Below are 22,037 nucleotides of genomic sequence, written 5' to 3' on the forward strand. Positions count from 1 at the left end.
GGCTTATGAGGAAAAAAAGAACGACGAGATCACCGCCTTGACCTCGTTCAACGTCACGTTCAGACGAGCAATTTTGGGTTTGGTTTGCATATCTTCCATTCCACTACTGATCGATATTTATCTAGTTGCCTGGAAGGCTGTCGATCTGGTGAAAGTCATTAAAGACACCCCTAATTTGCTGCTCGCCATCATGCCGTTGTATTTCCCGATCTTGTGGCTGGCGTACTCTTCCAACAAGAAGGCGAATTTGTCTAAACGCCTAATCGAGGAATACACCCATAAGTCGGTACTGGGGAAGACCTTCTCTGGGCTGTCAAATCAAATCGAAACGCTCCAGCACCAAGGAGATGTAAAGGAAGAGCTCCGAACCAAGTTGCTGTTCAATGTTCTCCAGGTCAGCGCGGAAAATCCAGGAAAATTAATCACGAACTACAGCAAATCTGACCACCCACTGATGGATGCTCTTGAGAACAGCGTGAAATTGGCCGACTCCGTGAGTGCTCTAGCAAAGATCCCGGGATTTTCTGCCCTAGCGAGCAAATTAGCAACGAAGGCAGATGATATCCTGCAGGAAAATACCAGGAAAGTTCAGGAAGGCCTTAGTGCACAAGAGGTGCTGGAGAGTACGCCAAAAGAAGCAACCAAGGCTTAACAACATCTGCATCCGGCCAGAAATGGGCTTCTTCCCGTTGAAAGCAATCATTCGAAAATTTCCCAATACCGCCTGTCCCAGGGCCAGAACTTGGAAGTCGGAACAACGCTATGAAAATAAAAAAACTACAGCTCACGAATGGCTACAAAAGATTCCATAACCTCACTATCGATTTAGGAAATAAACCGGCGAGAATCGTTGCTCTGGTAGGTCCAAACGGGTGCGGAAAGAGCAGCGTTTTAGACGGGATTTTGTATCACTTTAGTCGTTACCATAGCATTGGAAACACAGGACATCGCGGTTACGAATACCACTCGATGAAGAAGGATCCAAATTTTACGCAAGACCACATTCACATCGATTTCGAACACGGAACATTTAGTGAAGGATACGAAAAACTAAGAGCTATCGGAAGAGAAAAAACAATGTTCTCTTTCCGAAGTCCTTACCGTTACAACAGCCAGTTGAACGTGGTACAGATAAGAGCTATTGAGGAAGTACGAGAGAACAATTACGGCGCGCGCTCGGCGGCTGATATCGATTCAAAAATGGAGGAAAACTATCGAAGACTAAATGCCAAATACAATCGGTATTTGCACGACAAAGATTGCCGACCAAGTGAGGCTAAAGAAAAAATCATTGGTGATCTCAACTCTTCTATAAAGAAATGCCTGTCTATCGAAATATCAAGTTTGGGTGATGTTGAGTCGTCTCGTGGAACGATCTATTTTAAGAAGCCTGATCAGTCGGATGAATTTGATTTCAACGTTTTGTCTTCGGGAGAGAAGGAGGTTGTCGATATTTTGATGGATCTTTACCTCAGACAAGAGGAATATCAAAATACCGTATTTCTTTTAGATGAACCAGAGTTGCACATCAACACAGGGATTCAGAGAAATTTATTGCTAGAAATTGATCGCCTAGTTGGGGAGACGTGCCAAATTTGGCTAACTACTCACAGCATAGGTTTTCTCCGCTCGCTGCAGGAAGACTTGGGAGAGAAGTGCCAGATCGTAAGGTTTAGCTCTGATGCTAACTACGCATCAGAGGAACATGTGCTTTATCCAATGAAGAAATCTAGGCTAAATTGGAAAGACCTTTTTGAGGTCGCATTAGATGATTTAGCCCATTTGATATGTCCGAAGAAGATTATTTTCTGTGAAGGACGAGATCAACCTGGTGCGGGAGGGCGAGAACGAGGTTTTGATGCTCTGGTGTTTAACAATATTTTTTCTAGTGAGTATCAAGAGGTGATTTTTGTTTCAAGCGGAGGAAATACCGAGCTTGATCAACGTAGTGATATTGCATTTTCCATTCTCAGCAAGGTATTTAGTTCGCTGGAAATCTTTGTCTTAAAGGATAGAGACATGGCGTCAGGTCTTGGAACGACTGAGCGTGATCGGCAGATCTATCTTGATAATAATCCGAAAAATCACAGAGTTCTAAAGCGTTGGGAAATTGAGAACTATCTTTATGACCAAGAGGTTCTGAAGCGGTATTGTGAGAAAAATGGCCTTCAGTTTAATCAAACGCTGTATGACTCGTTAGTTACTGATATTGAAAATCAAAATCTCAAAGATCTGACTGGAAAAATTAAGAGCATCTGCGGGATAACTGGAAGTATCAGTTCCGAGGCTTTTAAACTTAATCTCTCTAAATGCATCTCTTCCGACATGCTCGTCTACAGTGAGCTTGAAAAATGTATCTTCTAAGTTTGAAGAGCTTTGTCATATTCTTCAATAGAGGGTAAGCGGTGTCGAATTGCATCCCCAAATGCCCCACTTTCTCAGGAAATTTGCATCCTGAGTTACCCATAGTTAGATCACATCTTACTCGTGACGGCGAGCGGGAGAACGAAGTAACAGATGTGTCTCTACTTGGAATTATTCGGCGCTGGTACATCCAGCGACAGCGCCTCGTGAAGACTTTCGGTTTCATGATTTGCGCCATAGCGCGGCGAGCACAATGGTTAATGATGGGGTGGATTTGTATATCGTCCATGTAGTACTCGGGCATAAAACGGCGTCAAGTACAAAGCTCCACGCGCATCTTGCGACGAGTTCGCAGCGGACATCAATCGATCGCATCGGTAGAAAGTAGTTCTTTACGTAGATGCCCGGTGCCGCCGCCGGGCTACCCCTTATGCTGCGTCAAACAACAGCAGCGCCGCCAGCTTTACCCCCCAATACAGAACCAGTCCTAGCCCGCCAAAAATCAATACCCAGAGTATCGCCATAAGCCACTTCGGCGGCTGGGCTATCGGTATGGCATTGATGATCTTGGCGTAGCCGTCATCCGACTTGGTATACGAGTTTATTTGAGTCCATACAAGCGGCGGAAAATAGAGATATGAAATCGTAATTTGCTCCTTCCGCACGATTTGAGGAAAAACAATCTCGGTCAACCCGGCCGGATTCTGCTCTACTTTGTACGCGACAGAGGCAGGAATAACGTTGACACTCTGCGGCCAAATATTGTGCCCCATTCGGACATTGAAGGCAGTTTTTTGCCCTGAATTTGCAACCACCACGCTGTGCGTATGGATTGCCATCGGGGGATTAGCTTGTATATTGAATGCGGAGGTGTGGCCAATGTAAGAAACGAGACGCGCTCGCCCTTCTGCAAAATGTTTGAAAACGGCGATTAAGATACCCGTGAGTATGGGCGCTACAATTTTTGCAACGAACTCGATTTGCGTGGAATCAACAACCATCTCGCCTCCCCCATTTTTGATTTATCAGTTTCTGAAAACTGTAGCTTAACCGAGATGAAGTCGGGAAGTTTTGGCAAAGTATTCCCCAGCAAAAGAAAAAGCGGCTTAGCGCAATAAGGCGCTAAGCCGCTTCTGTACTGGTGGCCCCCCCGTGAGTCGAACACGGCACCAACGGATTATGAGTCCGCTGCTCTAACCAAGCATGAGCTAGAGGGCCAAAAAGATAGCCGGCGATTTTAGCATCCTCGCCGGCTTTCCCTGACACCCTTCAGATCAATTCCCTTCGAGGAAGGACTTGAGCTTGTCGGAGCGCGACGGGTGGCGCAGCTTGCGCAGCGCCTTGGCTTCTATCTGGCGGATACGTTCGCGCGTCACGTCGAACTGCTTGCCGACTTCTTCCAGCGTATGGTCGGTCGACATCTCGATGCCGAAGCGCATGCGCAAGACCTTGGCTTCGCGTGGGGTCAGCGAGTCGAGGATGTCCTTGACCACGCCGCGCATCGAAGCGTGCAACGCCGCGTCGGCCGGGGCCAGCGTGTTGTTGTCTTCGATGAAGTCGCCCAGATGCGAATCGTCGTCGTCGCCGATCGGCGTTTCCATCGAGATCGGCTCCTTGGCGATCTTCATGATCTTGCGGATCTTGTCTTCCGGCATTTCCATCTTGATGGCCAGTGTGGCCGGGTCCGGCTCGGCACCGGTTTCCTGCAAGATCTGGCGCGAGATGCGGTTCATCTTGTTGATGGTTTCGATCATGTGCACCGGAATACGGATGGTGCGCGCCTGGTCGGCGATGGAACGGGTGATCGCCTGGCGGATCCACCATGTCGCATACGTCGAGAACTTGTAGCCGCGGCGGTATTCGAACTTGTCCACTGCCTTCATCAGGCCGATGTTGCCTTCCTGGATCAGGTCGAGGAACTGCAAACCGCGGTTGGTGTACTTCTTGGCGATCGAAATCACCAGACGCAGGTTGGCCTCGGTCATTTCACGCTTGGCCATGCGCGCCTTCTTCTCGCCGGCGCCCATCTTCCGGTTGATGCCGCGCAGGTCCGGCAGCGGCAGCACGACACGCGCCTGCAAGTCGATCAGCTTTTGCTGCAGCTCCTTGATGGCGGGCACGTTACGGCCCAGCACGATGCTGTAGTCATGGTTGCCGGCGACTTCGCCGTCGACCCAGTCCAGGTTCACTTCATTACCCGGGAACACCTTGATGAAGTGGGTGCGCGGCATGTTGCACTTGTTGACCGCCACATCCAGGATCTGGCGTTCGACCTGGCGCACTTCTTCCACCTGCGCGCGCAGGGTGTCGCACAGCTTCTCAACGACCTTGGCGGTGAAGCGGATGCCCAGCAGTTCGTTGGAAATGATTTCCTGCGCCTTGACGTAGGGCTTGGAGTTGTAGCCTTCCTTCTCGAAGGCCTTGCGCATGTTCTCGAACTGTTGGGCGATGACGCCGAACTTGCCCAGCGCGTCGCGCTTGAGCTGTTCCAGTTGCTCGGCCGAGAAGCCTGCGGCGCCGGCGGCAGAGCCACCGCTCTCGCCTTCGTCTTCTTCTTCGTCCTCTTCCTCGTCTTCTTCGTCGGAATCTTCTTCATCGGAAGAGGCGGCTTCGACTTGCTGCACGGATTCGTTCAGGTCGACCAGGCCATCGACGATTTCGTCGACCTTGATCTCATCCTTGGAGATGCGGTCAGCCGCGACCAGGATTTCGGCAATCGTGGTCGGGCAGGCGGAAATCGCCTGGATCATGTCCTTGAGGCCGTCTTCGATACGCTTGGCGATTTCAATTTCGCCTTCGCGGGTCAGCAGCTCTACCGAACCCATTTCACGCATGTACATGCGGACCGGATCGGTGGTGCGGCCGAAGTCGGAATCCACTGTCGACAGCGCGGCTTCAGCCGCGGCTTCGGCGTCGTCGTCGCTGGCCACGTTGGCCACGTTGTCCGACAGCAGCAGGGTTTCGGCGTCAGGGGCGTGCTCGTAGATCGAGATGCCCATGTCGGCGAAGGTGCCGATGATGCCTTCAATCGCTTCCGGATCGACGATGTTCTCAGGCAGGTGATCGTTGATTTCGGAATACGTCAGGAAGCCGCGCTCCTTACCCAGCTTGATCAGGGTCTTGAGCTTCTGGCGGCGGCGTTCGAGTTCTTCTTCGCTGGCCTCGGTATCGGACGAGAAGGCGTCCTTCAGCAAAGCCTTTTCCTTGGCCTTGCGGTCCTTGGCCTTGGCCTTGTCGACGGCCTTCAGTTCGGCGCGCTCGACGGCGTTGAGCGCGGCGATTTCGTCGCTCTCGGGCTGGAATTCCTTCGGTTTGCGGCCACGGCGGCCCGGTACCTTGACGCTCGGCAAGATGTAGCCGGATGTGTCGATGGCTGCCAGTGCAGCGGCATCAGTGGTTTGGCTTACGCTCGAGGACGCACTTGCTGCATTAGCGTCTTTGGCTTCGACCTGTGCTGCCTTGGTCGTCTTAACGGTCTTGGTTTCGGGTTTCTTGGTGGTCACGGAAGTCTTCGATTTCACGGAAACCGCTTTTTCGGCGGCTTGAGGTAACTTTTTGGCTGGCGCCGCAGTCGCTTTGGGCGCTGCTGCACGTACCGGCTTGACGGGAGCTGCCTTGGCTACCGTTTTTTTCGGCGTTGCTGCTGTCGCAGTCTTGGCCGTCGATTTCACTGCTTTGGTCACGGTCGCAGTCGCCTTGACTGCCGGCTTTGCAGCCGCCGCCCTCGGGGGTTTCGCAATAGCGGTGGATTTTACCGCCGCTGCTGCTTTCGTGCTCTTTACGGACGCTGCTGGAGTTTTTGCGGGTTTCTTCATTGCATTTGCCATAGAATCAACTGCCAATTGAGATTTACTCATTGCGCCAATCAAGTCATGCTAATGATGCAACTTCGGTACCGGCTTGAACAACCCGGTAGACTCCGGCTGCACGCGCAACGTTCCTTTTTTCCTCTTTGCCCTGCGCTTCCGGAAAACAGGCAGTTTCGTCATTCCGGGAGTCGCATTTACCGCTCCTGCAGCGCACCACCGGATGATTTCGGAGAGTGCAGTACAGGACCGCCAGGGTAAGAAGCAAGAGCCATCCGGCGGAACTAAAGCCCTATAGTATAGCAGATATGGGGCCCTTTTCCTCCTGATCAAGCCGCGAAAACCACCCATCGGACGGGCAAAAGACGATAATTTTCGCTGTTTTACCCTTCTTTGATGCTTTCTTGCATGGCCTTGAGACAATCGGCCATTTTTCCCTGCGCAGCTCTTGCCTACCTGGGCCGCGCAAGCGATGCCATGCCTAGCTCGCCACGGCCGGGCCGGCCTGGCGCTTGAGCACTTCCTTGTGCTGCATCAGCTCGCGGTAGCGATTACGCTCCTCTTCGGTACGCAGGTTCGAGCCCACCAGTACCTGCATTTCCTCTTCGATTGCGCGAATCTTGCTCATTCGTATGGCGCCGGCCATTTCCGCACGGACGACGTCGAACTCGGACTCCGACTCGGATGCGATCTCGGCGATCATCGAATCGAACTCAGGTCCGCCTTCGCGCAAATGCTCCACCAGGCTGGCGAAGCTGGCTTGCTCTCCCATACTCTGCGCCACACCGACCAGATGCTCCAGCATCTGCGCACGGTCGGGAGCGATGTTGCCGACCGCCTGCAAGGCTTCGGCATCGAGATCGGCCGCCAGTTGCGGATGCGCCACCAGCAGGCGCATGATCTGGCGCTCCAAACCGACGGGCGCGGTGCGCTTGCCTCGCGGCGGCGTCACCCTGACGCGCGCCACCGGCTTTTCCAGTTCGAACAAGGCTTCGATTTCGGCCGGGGTCGACTGCGTGACTTGCGCCACGCTGCGCACGATCTGCAAACGCAATGCCGAGGCAGGCAATGCCTGCAGCATCGGCTTGGCGGCAAACTGGGCATGCGCGCGTCCTTCGGGCGTACGCATGTCGTTTTCACCGATGATCTCGCGCAACAGGAACTGCGACAACGGCAGCGCTTCCCGAATCTGCTCCTCAAAGGCGGCAGCGCCCATTTCGCGGACATAGCTGTCCGGGTCGTGCTCGGTCGGCAAGAACAGGAACTTGATGGTCTTGTTATCCGATGCGTGCGGCAGGCAGGCTTCCAGTGCGCGGCGTGCGGCGCGGCGGCCGGCGGAATCGCCGTCGAAGCTGAAGATCACCTGGTCGGTCTGGCGCAACAGCTTTTGCACATGGATCGGCGTGCAAGCCGTTCCCAGCGTGGCTACCGCTTGCGGGAAGCCCAATTGCGCCAGCGCCACCACATCCATATAACCTTCGGTCACCAGCGCATAGCCGGCCTCGCGGATCGCCTGCCGCGCCTCGAACAGGCCGTACAGCTCGCTGCCCTTCTGGAACAGCGGCGTTTCCGGCGAGTTCAGGTACTTCGGCTCGCCGCCATCCATCACACGCCCGCCAAAGCCGATGACCTGGCCCTTGGTATTGCGGATGGGGAACATGACGCGGCCGCGGAAGCGGTCGTAGCGCTTGCGGTGGCCGCCGCCCTCTTCGCTCTTGTCGATCACCAGCCCGGACTCGACCAGGGCTTCGTTCTCATACTCGGTAAAAATCTGGCGCAGGCTATCCCATTCATCGGGCGAATAACCCAGCCCGAAACGGGCCGCGATTTCGCCGGTGAGGCCGCGCCTCTTCAAATAATCGATCGCCGGCTGTGCGGTACGCAATTGCTGGCGGTAAAAATCGTTGGCGCGCGCCATGACGTCGGATAACGCCATGCTCCTGGCCTGGTTTTCAGCGCGTTGCGCGGGTGGAATGCGGTCTTCGTTTTCCGGCAGCACCATCCCCACGTTCTGGGCCAGATCCTTGACCGCCTCGACGAAACCCATGCCTGAATATTCGATCAGGAAACTGATCGCAGTGCCATGCGCACCACAACCGAAGCAGTGGTAGAACTGCTTGGTCGGGCTGACGGTAAAGCTAGGGGATTTCTCGTTGTGGAAGGGGCACAGGCCCATGAAATTGGCGCCGCCCTTCTTCAACTGCACATACCGGCCCACCACGTCGACGATGTCGACGCGGGTCAAGAGATCCTGGATGAACGACTGTGGAATCACTTGATGAAGGCTGCGTACGAGAAATCAGAAACGGCCATCAGGACGACAGCGCAGCCTTGACCAGCGCAGACACCGCGGTCATGTCGGCACGGCCGGCCAGCTTGGGCTTGAGTACGCCCATCACCTTGCCCATGTCCTGCGGACCGGCGGCGCCAGTGGCAGCCACAGCGGCTTGCACTTCGGCCTTGATCTCGTCTTCGGACAAGCCGGCCGGCATGTAGGCGGCCAGCACAACCAGTTCGGCCTTTTCGATATCGGCCAGGTCCTGGCGGCCGCCGGCTTCGAATTGGGAGATCGAGTCCTTGCGCTGCTTGATCATCTTTTCGATGATGGCCAGCACGTGTGCATCGGTCAGTTCGACGCGCTCATCGACTTCCTTTTGCTTCATCGCGGCCGTCAGCAGGCGGATGGTGCCAAGCTTGCCCGTATCCTTGGCGCGCATGGCGGCCTTCATGTCTTCCGTGATCTGCTCTTTCAAACCCATTAGGTGCTCCGAAGATGAGGTAGATGGTTTGTTGTGCTTGCCATGACGGCGGCCTGGCGGCTGGCGGAGGCAAGGGCGCAACAGGAATGCCAATGTTGCTGATCTTTAAGATCGTAGAACATAGATGGGCTTATCGCCAGAATAAAACACCGGGCCTGGTATCTATATGCGGTCGCAATGGGAAAAACAAACCCGCTGCGCCCTCGGGACGTCCCAAACACAATCTGGCGAAAAATGCGAAAACCCGCTGCGGACCAACACCGGAGCGGGTTTGCACATCAGCCGCGCGAGCACGCGGCGAGAAATTCTTAGTACAGCTTCTTCGGCAGTTGCTGGCTGCGGATGCGCTTGTAGTGGCGCTTCACAGCAGCGGCCAGCTTGCGCTTGCGCTCTGCAGTCGGCTTTTCGTAAAACTCGCGCGCGCGCAGCTCGGTCAGCAGACCGGTCTTTTCAATGGTGCGCTTGAAGCGGCGCATCGCGACTTCGAACGGCTCGTTTTCTTTAACACGAATAGTGGTCATGTAAATTCAAACCAAAAAGGTTAGGTTGGATTAGCAAAGAAAGCGATTCTAGCAGACCGCGGCTCCGATTGGAAGGCCGGACGTGGCATTTTTTCCACCTGAAACGTAAAAATCGGATAAAAATCAATTACTTATTCCAGGCAAGCTGAGGCTGCGCATGAACTGTCCCCCACTTGTTGCCCAATAAAAATGCCGAATCAGACGGCAGATCCCGCCGCCACGCCCGAGGCCCAGGCCCACTGGAAGTTGTAGCCGCCCAACCAGCCGGTAACATCGGTGGCCTCACCAATGAAATGCAGCCCAGGCACCTTGGCCGCCATCATGCTCTGCTGCGACAGTTCGCGGGTATCGATGCCGCCCAGCGTCACTTCGGCCTTGCGATAGCCCTCCGAACCACTGGGCAGGATCACCCAGCGGTTGAGCGAATCGCCAAGCTGGCGCAGCGCCTTGTCCGGCATATCCGCGATACGGGCGCCGGTATCGAAACCATTGACCTTGAGCCATCCCTCGGCCAGCCGGCCGGGCAGCCACTGCGCCAGGATATTGCCAAGGCTCTTCTTGATCGTCCCTTTGCCCGCAATCAGCGCCTCGGCCACGTCGACCCCGGGCAGCAGGTTCAGCGTCAGCGGCGTGCTGAGCTGCCAGAAGCTGGAAATCTGCAGGATCGCCGGGCCGGACAGTCCCCGATGCGTGAACAGCAAATCCTCAAGGAAGTAGCCGCGCTCTTTCTTGGCGCCGGTCTCTACCTCCACCTGCAAGGCGATCCCGGCCAGGTCGACAAAAGGCTCCCAGCCGCGGCCATCGAAAGTCAGCGGCACCAGGCCCGGGCGCGTCTCCACCACCTTGAGGCCGAACTGCTTGGCGATACGGTAGGCGAAATCGGTAGCGCCGATCTTGGGAATGGACAGCCCGCCCGTGGCAATCACCACGCTGGAGGCGAGAATCTCGCCGGCGCTGGTGTCGATGCGAAACAGGTCCCCGCTCTTGCCCACCTGCGCCACACTGCATGGCATGCGCCAGGCGACATTGCCGGCATCGCATTCGGCCTTGAGCATGGCGATGATGTCTTCGGCAGAGTCGTCGCAAAACAGTTGCCCCTTGTGCTTCTCGTGGAAGCCGATGCGATGGCGCTTGACCAGCCCGATGAAATCCTGCGGCGTATAACGCGACAAGGCGCTGCGGCAAAAATGCGGGTTCTGGGAAAGATAATGCTGCGGACCGGCGCCGGCATTGGTGAAGTTGCAGCGGCCGCCGCCCGAGATGCGGATCTTCTCCGCCAGGCGCGTCGCATGGTCGATCAGCACCACGCTGCGCCCGCGCTGCCCCGCTACGGCGGCGCACATCATGCCTGCCGCACCGGCGCCGATCACGGCGACATCAAACTGTTGGGAACTCATCTCATCTCCGGCACACATCTCGGATGCTGCCCGAGCTTGATTCAAAACCGTGATTGTCCGCGATCCGGACATACAAAGACAAGGGGCGGACATCTTTCGATACCCGCCCCCTGCAATTGCCGCAACCGGCGCAAACCGGTTTATTGGAAATAAGGCGGCGGCGCCTCGCCCATCCACAGTTCGGACGACAACCGCATCATGTCGTTGAGCGAGCCGCGCTGCGTGAACACCTGGCGCAGCCAGCCGGCGTCGGACAGGCGGTCATGCGCCATGCGGCGCAGGCGCTGCAGCGTCTGCCGCTCGGCATCATTCTGCACATAGGGTTCGAGCAGTTGCAATTGCTGCAGCAGGTGTTCGAAGATAGGCAGCTTGCGCGACTCCGACGGCGTCGCGCCATGCAATGCCAGCATCCCGTTCAGGCCGAAGCGGCTGGCTTCGAAACGGTTGTACTGGTACAGCAGGTAGAAATCGTCGGTCACCGTGAACGGCCGCTCGGTCAGCACCCAGCGCGCCAGCAGCTGCGCATACGCGCCCAGGTGGGCGGCATGCTCGATGGTCAATGGCGTATCGCAGACCCGGATTTCCACGGTGCCGTATTCGGGCTTGGGACGGATGTCCCAGTAGAAATCCTTCATGCTGGCGATGATGCCCATCCGCATGAGCTCGTCGTAATACGTCTCGAACTCGGCCCACTTGGTATGCACCGGCGCCGTCCCCGACAACGGGAAGGCACGCACCACGTTGCTGCGCGAGGAATCGAAGCGGGTATCGGCGCCCTGGTAGAACGGCGAGGCGGCCGACAGTGCGATGAAGTGCGGCACATAGCGCGAGAAAGCGTGCGTCAGGTAAAGCGCGTCATCGCCGGTAGGCACGCCAATGTGGATATGCTGGCCGAACACGGTAAAGGTCTTGGCCAGGTAGCCGTACTTTTCGTGCAGATGATGGAAGCGCTCGCTGGGCGTAATGCGCTGCTCGTTCCAGTGCTGGAACGGGTGCGCGCCGCCGCCGGAGACGTCAATGTTGAGATAGCGCGCGCCATTGTTGAGCGCGGCGCGCAAGCCTTTCAACTCCTCGACCAGCTCATCGACGCGGGTGTGGATGTTCGAATTGAGCTCGATCATCCCCTGCGTCATTTCCAGCTTGATCTGCTTTTGCAGTTCGCGCGGCGCAATCCAGTTCAGCAGGTCGACCGCATCGCTGGCCAGGTTGTAGTTGCGGCGGTTGACCAGTTGCAGTTCCAGTTCGATGCCCATCGTGAATGGCGTCGACGAACTGAACGGCAGGATACCCGCGCTGCCTTGCGGATGCTCGGTTTGTGCGCCGGCATCGAAGCCGGGCTCGTTTCGGGTCAGTGTCTCGGTATTCATTCGCGTCCACTTTCACCAGATTTGATCAGCGCAAACTGCGTCGCGACCGGCCCCAGGAATTCCAGCGCAATCAATGAACCTGCCAGCAGCGGCAGCACATTGGCCGTGGTATGCGGGTACAGCGACGACACGGTTTGCATCAGCCCTACCCCGACTTCCGTCATGGGCAAGGTCCCTAAAGTCAGCAACCCGGCCTGGCGCCAGTTCATGCGCGCAAAACGCGCGAACAGGAAGATGCCGCACCCCATCGCCAGGAAACGCGCGGCAATCAGGATCAGCACGGAGAAGCCGAGTATCGACAGGTCCGACAGGCGCATCGATGCGCCCACGGTGACGAACAGCATCACCACGAACAGTTCGTTGGCAACGCCGAATTCAAGTTCCATCAGGTCGAACTGGCGATCCAGGTTCTTCGACAGGATGGCGAAGATCAGCATGGTCAGCATCACCGGCAGATGCAGCGCATGCGCCACGCCGATGGCCAGCGCAATCACCGAGATCACCAGCACGAACTGCGAGCTGCCTTCCCGGCCAAGCAGGCGCGCCAGCGGCATCATCAGCCAGTAAGTCAAATAGGCCAGCAGCGCCGAACCGAACAACGAATACAGCGTGTGCTGGATCAGCGTGGAGACCGGCGTGCCGGCCTCATGCGCAATCACCGGCAACAAGGCGTAAGCCGCCAGCACCGCCACGAAATTGTTCAACGCAGTCATCGCCGCCAGGCGGCGCGTGACCTGGCCTTCGGCCTTGAGGTCGCGCAGCACCACCAGCACCACGGCCGGCGCGGTGGCGATCGCCATCACGCCGCCCAACAGCGCCATCACCGGATCGGAACCGAACCAGATGAGCGCGACGCTGACAAAAACGAAGCACAGCACCGCGGAAGTCCCGACGGTAATCAGCAGCCATTTCTCGCGGCGCAGCCAGCCGATATCGACATACCGTCCCAGCTGGTAGAGCACCAGCGCCACGGCAATATCGGCGAACACGTTGGTGACCTTGAGTACTTCACCCGACAACAGGTTGAGACCACCGGCGCCGAGAACGAAGCCGACCAGCAGATAACCGGTAATGCGCGGCACCCACGGTGACTTGGAAACTACGTAGCCCGCGATCAGCCCAAACAACAGCAAGCCGCCGAATACCAGCAAGGCATTCCATTGCAGCGTCTGTGCGAGGGTGAAAGACGGAAGAGCCCACTCCATATCTCCTCCTGACAATGATTCGGATTGTTGAAACCGCATGATGCACAACGTACATCATGCAGATCGCATGAGCGTCGGCAAGCTGTCCGGCATGTCGAAGGATGCTTGCGTGATGGTGACAGTGCCGGTTATATGAGCCGACCAATGATGCTGCTCGTCGCGATGATCTTTTTTATATTACAACGGAATAATTGATTTTCTTCGTTTGATATTTTTCGTCGGGAATTTATCCGCAACGTATTCGAGTCCGGAGACAATCATTTGAGGTATCTCATTGTTCCCAAAAACGGCCATCGGCAGTAATCAGAGCAGACCTGATTCGTTTGTCAGAAAACACCGACATCAGCGCGCCGCGATAGCGCGCCAGTTGCGCCGCATAATCGGCGCGTTCGCTGTCCAGCAGGCGCCGCTTGTAATCGAGAATCCACACTTCGTCGTCAAACATGACCACGCGGTCGCAGCGCAGCACACCGGCGGGTGTGACGATTTCCATCTCATTACGCGCCGCGCGGTGCAGCGCAGGATTGAAGAAGCGCTCCAGCTCCGGCTGCGCGAACACATGCCGCGCCTGCGCATGCACCACCTGCGCCAGCTCCGCCGAAATGCCCAGCCAGCGCACCAGCACAGGCGCGGACGGTACCTGCGGCGGCCAGTGCGCCGAATACGTCAGGCGTTCCAGCAATGCATGCAGTGCGACACCTTCGTCGATGGCGGCATTGCCGACCAAAGTGCCATCTTCACCGATGGCCGGCGGCGCACTCCCCTCTTCATCAGCCGACATGCCGAACAGCGAAGGCGGCATCGGACGCGGATCGAACAACGCGATCTCAACATCCAATGCGACATCGATCGCCTCAGCGCCCGCCACCGCCTCGGTGGCGATATCGCGCACCGGCGCTTCGGCGGCGAACAAGCGCTGGTACCAGCTGCCTTCCTGCAGCCCCCCTTCACTTGCGCCACGGGTGCCGGCCACGCCGGAAACCAGCAGCAATTGCTTGGCGCGCGTGATGGCGACGTACAGCAGGTTCCAGTCTTCCTGCAGGCGGAAAGATTCCTCGGCGGCGAACAGATGCTCGCGCGCGCGGCCACGCTCGCTGCGGCGGCCGAATGCGGAAAAATGCGTGGGTGCGTCCCGGTCTTGCGGCCAGTCGCACAGGATGCCGACGTTGTCATCCACCGAGTCGCTGTGGTTGGCATCCAGCAGCGCCACCACCGGCGCCTCCAGCCCTTTGGCGCTGTGCACGGTGAGGATACGTACGGCATCGGCGGCAGCATCGACACTGGCCTCATCGGGCGCATCGCCGCCGGAACTGCGTTGCAGCACGCGCAAGGCGTCGATGAATTTGGGCAGGCTGGGATAACGCCCGGCATCCATGTTCAGCGACAGTTCAACGAAGGCCGCGATATTGCCTAAGGTCTGGCTGCGCGTGAGCGGCGAGGCGTTCTGCGCATAACGCGCCACCAGTTGCCCCTGGTGCAGGATCCGGTCCAGCAGGTCATGCACCGGCAAATGGGGCGCGGCTTGCAGCCAGCGCTCCAGCAGGTTGACCGCGCGCACGATCTCCGACGAAGCGCTGCCGTCGCGCTGCATGGCCTGCATGCGCTGCCACCAGTGGCCGCCATCGGCGTCGCCGCCCGATTTTCCACGAATCGCGATCTGGATCAGGTCGTGGTCGGACGCGCCGATGATCGGGCTCTTGAGCACATGCGCCAGCGCGCGCGTGTCGTTGGGCGTGATCAGGAAAGTCAGCAACGCAATCAGGTCGGCAATCTCCAGCGATTCCAGCAGGCCGCCGCGCCGGTCGGACACGAATGGGATGCCGGCCGAGCGCAACGCGCTTTCATAGGCCGCCAGGTGGGTGCGCTTGCGCACCAGCAGCATGATGTCGCCCCAGCGCATCGACCGCTCCGACTTGCCATCAGTCACCGGCACTTCGCGGCAAGCCTTGAGCAAGGCCTGGGCCAGCGCCTCGCCTTCCAGGCGGCGGCGCGCGTCTTCTTCCTCTTCGCGCGGCGTGATCAGCGGATTGCGCCAGGCGATGACGTGCTCTTGCTCTTCCTGCGGCGCCTGTTCTTGCGTTTCAACCGGTTTCGCCAAAGGCAGGCGCCATACTTCACCACCATCGATGCCCAATGTGGTCTGCTGCGCGAACAGCGGATTGCCGCCTCGCATGAAAGACTGGTTCAGCACCGCCACCACCGCACTGGCATTGCGCCGCGTCTGGTTGGCGCGCAGAATGGCGGCGCCTTGCTCACGCAGCAGTTCGCGCGCCGCCACAAATACACGCGGCTCGGCACGGCGGAAACGGTAAATCGATTGCTTGGGGTCGCCCACCACGAACACGCTGGGCTGCTCCACATCGCCGCCATACGCGCGCAGCCAGGAACGCACGATGCTCCACTGCAGCGGGTTGGTGTCCTGGAATTCGTCCAGCAGGATGTGCTTGTAGCGCGCATCCAGGCGCGTCTGCAGGTAGGCGGCGCTGGCCTCGTCGTTGAGCAGGCGGTAGGCTTGCCATTCGAGGTCGGCAAAGTCGAACACGCGCTGCTCGGATTTCACTTCCTGATAAAAATCGAGGTAGGCGCGCCCGGCAGTGAAGAGCGCCCGGTTCAGTTGCAAGACTGTCTTTTCCTTGCTGCGTTGCTGCAGCGCCCTGATTTCCTCGCCGACTGCATTGAACTCTTTTTCGAAAGCCTCCAGCGCCCCCTCTTCCTCGGCGCCGTAATGCTTGACCAACGCGGCAAGGAAGGCTTTCACCTTGCCGTTCTTGCGAGGCTTGTCCTTGTCGTCATAGAACTGGCTGGACAAAGCCTCAAAGTTTTCCAGTGCAGCGCCTGCTGTCATCGCAGTCTCGATCGCGACCGCGCGCGTCTTGTTGGCCGCCGATCCCTGCCCCAGCAAAACCGCCAGTTGGCCGATACGGCCGCGCAAGCTGCCGTCGTCCCACAAGGTCAGCCGCGCGTCGAGGCGTGCGTCGCTGCCGCACAGTTGCTCCAGCCACAGGAGTGGTGTCGGCTCGGTGGCATCATCGGCATCCTGCTGGGTCGACGCCCACCATTCCGCGCGCTTGTCGAGAAAGGCATCCAGCAAGTTGCGCGCATTGAAGTCGCCGGCCAGTTCGTACAGCTCCAGCAAGGCTGCCTTGATTGCGCCCTCCTTGGGCGAGCGCAGGCTTTGCATGAAGCGGCGATAAGCCTCGTCCAGCAGCTCGCCGTTCTTCTCGGTCAGCGTGTAGCCATGCGGCACACCGGCCGCCAGCGGCGCGATCTGCAGCAGGCGGGCGAACCAGCTGTGGAAGGTGTCGATGGACAGGCTCTGCTCGCTCGACAAGATACGTTCATAAAGGCCGCGCGCCGCCGGCATCAGGCGTTCAAGATCGGCTTTGGCCACGCCGCGTTCACACAGCAGGGCGGCGGCTTCCTTGTCATCGGCCAGCGCCAGTTGGTGCAACAGCTCCATCAGGCGCTCGCGCATTTCCTGCGCGGCCTTGCGCGTGAAGGTGATGGCCAGCAGTTCGGAAGCCTGGGCGCCGGCCAGCAACAGGCGCAGCATGCGCGCCACCAGCAGCCAGGTCTTGCCACTGCCGGCGCAGGCCTCGACTACCACCGAGTGCCGCGGGTCGCAAGCCGCACGCGTGAAAGTGCCAGCATCGACGGCGACACCGTCGACTTCATAGGCGGCCGGTTTTTCCTGAGCGCTCACAGCCACGCCCCCTTGCGGCACAAGCCACGCATGTCGCAATACTGGCAGACGGATTCGATGCCGTTGGCGGGCAAGGCGGCGCCGTGCGCCACCGCTTGCATGGTGGCAGCGATCTGTTGCTTGAGCATCTGCTGCCTTTGCGGGAAATCCGGGGCGGCGGCATCGCCGGTCTTCTTGTCCGCGCCCAGCTCCAGGGCGACGTAATGCGCGGCGTCGATGCGCCGGTCATCCAGCAGGCCGTAAAAGGCCAACTGGTGATCATCTTCGTCCTTGACCTTTTGCCGCAGGCTGGCCAGCGGCCGCGTCTTGTAATCCAGCAGCGCGCGCTCGCCCTGCCCGTTCTCGTCGACGCGGTCGAGGCGCCCGTAGAGTTCGATGGAACCATCTTCCCAGGCCAGCGTGTGCGATAAGGCTTCCTCGCCCATAACGAAATGCCAGCCCTGCGCTTCGCGCTCACCGGCCCACAACAGGTAAGCCGGGATCACCTTCTGCCAGCGCGCGTAATACGCCAGCGCGGCCGGATGCTGGTTCAGCGCGCGGTTGAAGATCTCGGCCGAGATCGCTTCCAGCAAAGGCGCGCGCGCCGATGATGGTGTCTGCTCGTCGCGCACCGTCTCGTGGTAGCGCGTCAGTATCTCGTGCAGCCAGCTGCCGTAGTCGCGCTTCTCGGGCATGTCGGAGAGTTCGTCCATCACCGCCACGCGCAGCATGCGCGATGCGAAGAACTGGTAGGGACAAGCCAGGAAACTGCCATACGAACTCGAAGACAATTTCAGCGGCAGCAATTCCGGAGCAACCGGCGCGGGCATGGCGGACGCTTGCACCGGCAAGGTCTTTTGCGGCGGCGGCAACTGGATCTCTGCCAGCGCGGGCAAGCCTTCCTGCGCAAGCTTCAATGCCAGACGCTGTATCCAGGGACTGACCGGATTCGGCTCGCCATCCTGCTGCGTCTGCCAGCACAGCACCACCTCATCGTTCACGCACAGCAATTCGGCCAGGTCGCGCAATTGCTGGCGCTGGCGGGAGGCGCGCGTGGCCAGTCCCAATTCGCGCCGCACCGCATTGGAAAAGAACAGGGTCTCCTGCGGCGGCGACGGCAGGTGGGCGGCATCGGCGCCGATTACCAGCACCGCGTCGAAACGGCGCAGGCGCGCGCCGTTCAACGGCAGCATGACGACGCGGCGGTCGGCGATGGGCGGCATGTAGGAGGTCGCATCCAGCCGCAGGTTGAGCAAGGCACGCCATTCGGCGAAGGAGAACTCGTCCTGCAGCGGCGAACCGTATTGTTCCGCGGCGATCTCGTCGAGCAGCAGCAGGCATTGCTCGCCGGCCACATCCTGGCGCAGCGCGGCGGCCATGCCGAGCGCATCGATCATCGCACGCTCGGCCCGGCACCACGCGGCCAATGTCTTGCGTCCGGTGAATTGCGAAGCCTGGCGCGCCAGCGTTGCCACGCATTCCTGGTCTGCACCATCGGCGGTATCGGCCAATGCGCCCTGCACCGCTTGCCATTCACCGGCGATGTTGTAGCGCCGCAGGCGGGCCTCGATACGCATGACGCAGTCGGCCTTGGCCTCGTCATCGGGAAAGACGAAGGGGGATTTCAGCAAGTCCAGCAATGCGCTGGTTTCACCGCGCGCGGCGACCACGTCGTTCCAGGCTGCCAGCACGGCGGCGGCGCGGGTGGTGGAAAGTTTCCAGCCGGTCTCGTCGGCCACGGCCACTTGCGCGCGCTCAAGCAAGGCGCGCAGGCGACGTGCGGTAACGCGGTCTTGCGCCACCACCGCAATCTCCTGCTTGCCTTGCGCCAGCCAGCGCAGCACGATCTGCGCGCTTTGCACGGCGGCGTCTTCCAGATCGCCGGCGGGGCACAGCGTGGGCAGCACAGGCGGCGGCAGGTCGCCGGCATCGGAGGGCGGGTATGCGCCCTCCTCGTCCTCAGCCAGTTCGGACCAGGCGTCCATATATAAAGGATGGCGCTGCGCGATGGCCGGCCGGCTCCAGTCCAGCGTCACCACGCGCACCGTTTCGCGTTCGGCATAGGCGTTCAGGAAAGCGGCGTCCAGTGGTTCAGGTGCAGTCGGGCTGATCCAGACCAGCGGCATGGAGGCGCGCCCGGCCAGCGCCAGCATCGCCGAAAAGCGTTGGGCAATGCGGTCGCTGGCATCGAGTTGCCCCTTCCAGACCTGCCACACCAGTTGCGCCTCGTCGGACAGCATGCCGTGCGCCGATGGGGCCAGCGGCTCCAGCAACTGCGCCAGCGCCTGCCGCCAACGGTTGTCGGCGACATCGGTGGCGCCGGCATTGGCGCGGATCTCGGGCAAGAGCGCCAGCGTCAATTCATCGGAGAGCGACAACAGCGTATGCGCCAGCGGCAGCAGGTCGGCGTTGCGCCGCGCGGAAAACATTTTCTTCAGCCAGCCATGCTCGCGCAGCTGCGCATAGAGCTGCATGAGGCGTTCGCTTTCCGGAGGCACGGCCTGCTCATCGGGCGGCAGCATCGCCAGCCAGCCGGACATGGTATTGATGCGCGGCGCCAGATAAGACCGCCCGAGTTCGCGCGTCAATGCGCTTTTGAAATTCTGCGCATGCGAGAACGCCGGGACCAGCAATTGGCAGGAGGAAAAATCGAGTGCGCCCCCGCCTTGCGACTGCAAGGCGTCGCCCAGCGGCTGGCCGGCCATGAGCAACAGGCGCACGGCCTGCTGCCAGAAATCGGCGGAAGGCGGGATCGGTATCGTTGCTAAAGGCATGCGTGGTCGGTAAAGGGGCGCGGGCGATTGTATTTTTCTCTCGGCCCGACAGTTTTTATCAATCACAGGGCGTCAACACGCGCCAAATCTGCTGCGCATTGTATGCCAGCGGCGGGGGCGTTTCAGGCCTTTTTCGGCCAATCTGCCCGCAAATCCGCTGCGGGCGGGGAGCCGGGCCAGCCCGACCCGCTGATGGCGGCTGACAACAACGCCGATGGCGCTGTCCACACTTTTGCAAAAAATCGGTTATGATTGTTTCCGTACCCCGCCGAATACCCCTGCCGCGCTTCAAAAACAACTTGAATTGGCGCGCAACGACTCCACGTAGACTCTGCAATTCCGGAAGCGTTGATGGCTGACGCCAGGCAAAATGGTATTTATCCACGGCGCTATTTGACTACTTATACTCCCTCATACCGAGGACATGCCATGAGCGAAAACATCAAACATATCTCTGACGCCTCTTTCGAAGCCGATGTGCTGAAGTCCGACAAACCCGTCCTGGTCGATTTCTGGGCCGAATGGTGCGGCCCCTGCAAGGCGATCGCCCCGATTCTGGAAGAAGTCGCCAAGGAATACGACGGCAAGCTGCAGATCGCCAAGCTGGATGTCGATTCCAACCAGGCCATTCCCGCCAAGTTCGGCATCCGCGGCATTCCGACGCTGATCCTGTTCAAGAACGGCGCAGCCGCTGCCCAGAAGGTCGGCGCACTGGCCAAGGGCCAGCTGACTTCCTTCATCGACAGCAACATCTGATCATGTTCCAGACGGTGGCGCGCCCGCGCCACCGTTCGCTTGATGCAGGTTCCCGCACCAAGCACATTCTTTGACTCACACCACGCAACTCCCTCCCCCACCTTTATTTTTCCCGTCCCGGGACATCATATGCACTTATCAGAACTAAAAGCGATGCACGTCTCTGCGTTGCTGGAAATGGCAATCAGCCTGGACATCGAGAATGCTGCGCGCCTGCGCAAACAGGAACTGATGTTCGCGATCCTGAAGAAACGCGCGAAATCAGGAGAACAGATTTTCGGCGATGGCGCCCTTGAAGTGTTGCCTGACGGCTTCGGCTTCCTGCGCTCGCCCGACGCCAGCTACATGGCGTCCACCGACGACATTTACATTTCGCCCTCGCAGATCCGCCGCTTCAACCTGCACACCGGCGATTCCATCGAAGGCGAAGTCCGCACCCCCAAGGATGGCGAGCGCTATTTCGCGCTGGTCAAGGTCGACAAGGTCAACGGCGAACCGCCGGAAGCCTCCAAACACCGCATCCTGTTTGAAAACCTCACGCCGCTGCACCCCAACAAGCTGCTGCAGCTCGAGCGCGACATGCGCGGCGAGGAAAACATCACTGGCCGCATCATCGACCTGATCGCCCCGGTCGGCCGCGGCCAGCGCGGCCTACTGGTGGCCTCGCCCAAGTCCGGCAAATCGGTGATGCTGCAGCACATCGCGCACGCCATCACCACCAACCACCCCGACACCGTGATGATCGTCCTGCTGATCGACGAACGTCCGGAAGAAGTGACCGAAATGCAGCGCTCGGTGCGCGGCGAAGTCGTGGCATCGACTTTCGACGAACCGGCCACGCGCCACGTGCAGGTCGCTGAAATGGTGCTGGAAAAAGCCAAGCGCCTGGTCGAAATGAAGAAGGATGTGGTGATCCTGCTGGACTCCATCACCCGCCTGGCGCGCGCCTACAACACCGTGATCCCGGCCTCCGGCAAGGTGCTGACCGGCGGCGTGGACGCCAACGCCCTGCAACGCCCGAAGCGCTTCTTCGGTGCTGCCCGTAACGTCGAAGAAGGCGGCTCGCTGACCATCATCGCCACTGCGCTGATCGAAACCGGTTCGCGCATGGACGACGTGATCTACGAAGAATTCAAGGGCACCGGCAACATGGAAGTGCACCTGGAGCGCCGCCTGGCCGAGAAGCGCGTCTACCCGGCCATCAACCTGTCCAAGTCCGGCACCCGCCGTGAAGAGCTGTTGATCAAGCCGGACCAGTTGCAAAAGATCTGGGTGCTGCGCAAGCTGATGTACGACATGGACGAGATCGAGGCGATGGAATTCATCCTGGACAAGATGAAATCCACCAAGAACAACGCCGAGTTCTTCGATATGATGCGCCGGGGCAACTAAGTCCTTTCCCCATC

The 22,037-nt window shown here is 59.0% G+C and carries 16 protein-coding genes and 1 tRNA gene; 6 read left to right on the forward strand and 11 right to left on the reverse strand.

The genetic code is table 11. The features are described from left to right. The 3 genes from AKL28_RS24860 to AKL28_RS23965 all read left to right on the forward strand — a co-directional run. On the forward strand, nucleotides 1-652 hold a 652-nt coding region (locus tag AKL28_RS24860), incomplete at its 5' end, for a hypothetical protein (RefSeq protein WP_169801855.1). A gap of 110 nt (nucleotides 653-762) precedes the next feature. Continuing rightward, nucleotides 763-2,364: an AAA family ATPase gene (locus AKL28_RS15660; protein WP_050469102.1), complete on the forward strand. Its 1,602-nt coding sequence runs from the start codon at nucleotides 763-765 to the stop codon at nucleotides 2,362-2,364. 181 nt (nucleotides 2,365-2,545) lie between these two features. Continuing rightward, nucleotides 2,546-2,752 carry a tyrosine-type recombinase/integrase gene (locus AKL28_RS23965; RefSeq protein WP_082221517.1) on the forward strand — a complete coding sequence of 69 codons (207 nt, stop codon included), beginning with the start codon at nucleotides 2,546-2,548 and terminating at the stop codon, nucleotides 2,750-2,752. 40 nt (nucleotides 2,753-2,792) lie between these two features. Here the strand turns inward: AKL28_RS23965 and AKL28_RS15665 are convergent, their stop codons facing one another. The 3 genes from AKL28_RS15665 to rpoD form a co-directional block, all read right to left on the reverse strand. After that, nucleotides 2,793-3,365 carry a hypothetical protein gene (locus tag AKL28_RS15665; protein WP_050469103.1) on the reverse strand — a complete coding sequence of 191 codons (573 nt, stop codon included), beginning with the start codon at nucleotides 3,363-3,365 and terminating at the stop codon, nucleotides 2,793-2,795. Between the two features lie 138 nt (nucleotides 3,366-3,503). Further along, a tRNA-Ile gene (locus AKL28_RS15670) sits at nucleotides 3,504-3,582 on the reverse strand. A gap of 56 nt (nucleotides 3,583-3,638) precedes the next feature. Then, nucleotides 3,639-5,867, reverse strand: coding sequence for an RNA polymerase sigma factor RpoD (rpoD, locus tag AKL28_RS15675; RefSeq protein WP_231602458.1), 2,229 nt, complete (start codon nucleotides 5,865-5,867; stop codon nucleotides 3,639-3,641). Nucleotides 5,868-5,979: 112 nt separating this feature from the next. Here rpoD and AKL28_RS25080 point away from each other — a divergent pair, with 112 nt between their 5' ends. Next, complete coding sequence (locus AKL28_RS25080; protein ID WP_231602459.1) at nucleotides 5,980-6,210, forward strand: hypothetical protein; 231 nt, start codon at nucleotides 5,980-5,982, stop codon at nucleotides 6,208-6,210. A 441-nt stretch (nucleotides 6,211-6,651) separates the two neighbouring features. Here AKL28_RS25080 and dnaG read toward each other — a convergent pair whose 3' ends face one another. From dnaG to AKL28_RS15715, 8 genes are all read right to left on the reverse strand, one after another. Further along, complete coding sequence (gene dnaG, locus AKL28_RS15680) at nucleotides 6,652-8,445, reverse strand: DNA primase (RefSeq protein WP_050469105.1); 1,794 nt, start codon at nucleotides 8,443-8,445, stop codon at nucleotides 6,652-6,654. 37 nt (nucleotides 8,446-8,482) lie between these two features. Then, nucleotides 8,483-8,929 carry a GatB/YqeY domain-containing protein gene (locus AKL28_RS15685; protein ID WP_050469106.1) on the reverse strand — a complete coding sequence of 149 codons (447 nt, stop codon included), beginning with the start codon at nucleotides 8,927-8,929 and terminating at the stop codon, nucleotides 8,483-8,485. Nucleotides 8,930-9,237: 308 nt separating this feature from the next. Then, entirely contained in the window at nucleotides 9,238-9,450 is a 213-nt protein-coding gene (gene rpsU / locus AKL28_RS15690; RefSeq protein WP_006462949.1) for a 30S ribosomal protein S21, read from the reverse strand. Between the two features lie 197 nt (nucleotides 9,451-9,647). Further along, nucleotides 9,648-10,847, reverse strand: a complete 1,200-nt coding sequence (locus AKL28_RS15695; RefSeq protein WP_050469107.1) for a BaiN/RdsA family NAD(P)/FAD-dependent oxidoreductase — start codon at nucleotides 10,845-10,847, stop codon at nucleotides 9,648-9,650. Between the two features lie 140 nt (nucleotides 10,848-10,987). Next, nucleotides 10,988-12,214, reverse strand: coding sequence for a YbdK family carboxylate-amine ligase (locus AKL28_RS15700; RefSeq protein ID WP_050469108.1), 1,227 nt, complete (start codon nucleotides 12,212-12,214; stop codon nucleotides 10,988-10,990). Further along, nucleotides 12,211-13,419: a cation:proton antiporter gene (locus AKL28_RS15705; RefSeq protein ID WP_050469109.1), complete on the reverse strand. Its 1,209-nt coding sequence runs from the start codon at nucleotides 13,417-13,419 to the stop codon at nucleotides 12,211-12,213. The genes AKL28_RS15700 and AKL28_RS15705 overlap by 4 nt, the downstream gene beginning before the upstream one ends. 271 nt (nucleotides 13,420-13,690) lie before the next feature. Further along, nucleotides 13,691-17,122: a UvrD-helicase domain-containing protein gene (locus AKL28_RS15710; protein ID WP_231602460.1), complete on the reverse strand. Its 3,432-nt coding sequence runs from the start codon at nucleotides 17,120-17,122 to the stop codon at nucleotides 13,691-13,693. Then, nucleotides 17,119-19,875: a PD-(D/E)XK nuclease family protein gene (locus AKL28_RS15715; protein WP_050469111.1), complete on the reverse strand. Its 2,757-nt coding sequence runs from the start codon at nucleotides 19,873-19,875 to the stop codon at nucleotides 17,119-17,121. Before AKL28_RS15715 ends, AKL28_RS15710 begins: the two co-directional genes overlap by 4 nt. A 429-nt stretch (nucleotides 19,876-20,304) precedes the next feature. Between AKL28_RS15715 and trxA the strand changes: the two genes are divergently transcribed. Together trxA and rho are read left to right on the forward strand one after the other, a co-directional pair. Further along, a complete protein-coding gene (gene trxA / locus AKL28_RS15720) occupies nucleotides 20,305-20,631 on the forward strand; it encodes a thioredoxin TrxA (RefSeq protein ID WP_050469112.1) in 327 nt (108 codons plus the stop codon). Nucleotides 20,632-20,760: 129 nt separating this feature from the next. Beyond that, nucleotides 20,761-22,023, forward strand: a complete 1,263-nt coding sequence (rho, locus tag AKL28_RS15725; RefSeq protein WP_008325783.1) for a transcription termination factor Rho — start codon at nucleotides 20,761-20,763, stop codon at nucleotides 22,021-22,023. Nucleotides 22,024-22,037: the final 14 nt, after the last annotated feature.

Origin of the sequence: Herbaspirillum chlorophenolicum, from assembly GCF_001189955.1 — a bacterium.
Lineage (GTDB): Bacteria > Pseudomonadota > Gammaproteobacteria > Burkholderiales > Burkholderiaceae_D > Herbaspirillum > Herbaspirillum chlorophenolicum.

What these genes read in the sequence shown, in the direction of transcription:
- rho (WP_008325783.1), top strand. Translation starts at nt 20,761, where the DNA reads ATGCACTTATCAGAACTAAAAGCGATGCACGTCTCTGCGTTGCTGGAA.
- AKL28_RS15660 (WP_050469102.1), top strand. Translation starts at nt 763, where the DNA reads ATGAAAATAAAAAAACTACAGCTCACGAATGGCTACAAAAGATTCCAT.
- AKL28_RS15705 (WP_050469109.1), bottom strand. Translation starts at nt 13,419, where the DNA reads ATGGAGTGGGCTCTTCCGTCTTTCACCCTCGCACAGACGCTGCAATGG.
- AKL28_RS15665 (WP_050469103.1), bottom strand. Translation starts at nt 3,365, where the DNA reads ATGGTTGTTGATTCCACGCAAATCGAGTTCGTTGCAAAAATTGTAGCG.
- trxA (WP_050469112.1), top strand. Translation starts at nt 20,305, where the DNA reads ATGAGCGAAAACATCAAACATATCTCTGACGCCTCTTTCGAAGCCGAT.
- AKL28_RS15685 (WP_050469106.1), bottom strand. Translation starts at nt 8,929, where the DNA reads ATGGGTTTGAAAGAGCAGATCACGGAAGACATGAAGGCCGCCATGCGC.
- AKL28_RS15695 (WP_050469107.1), bottom strand. Translation starts at nt 10,847, where the DNA reads ATGAGTTCCCAACAGTTTGATGTCGCCGTGATCGGCGCCGGTGCGGCA.
- rpsU (WP_006462949.1), bottom strand. Translation starts at nt 9,450, where the DNA reads ATGACCACTATTCGTGTTAAAGAAAACGAGCCGTTCGAAGTCGCGATG.
- AKL28_RS15715 (WP_050469111.1), bottom strand. Translation starts at nt 19,875, where the DNA reads ATGCCTTTAGCAACGATACCGATCCCGCCTTCCGCCGATTTCTGGCAG.
- AKL28_RS15700 (WP_050469108.1), bottom strand. Translation starts at nt 12,214, where the DNA reads ATGAATACCGAGACACTGACCCGAAACGAGCCCGGCTTCGATGCCGGC.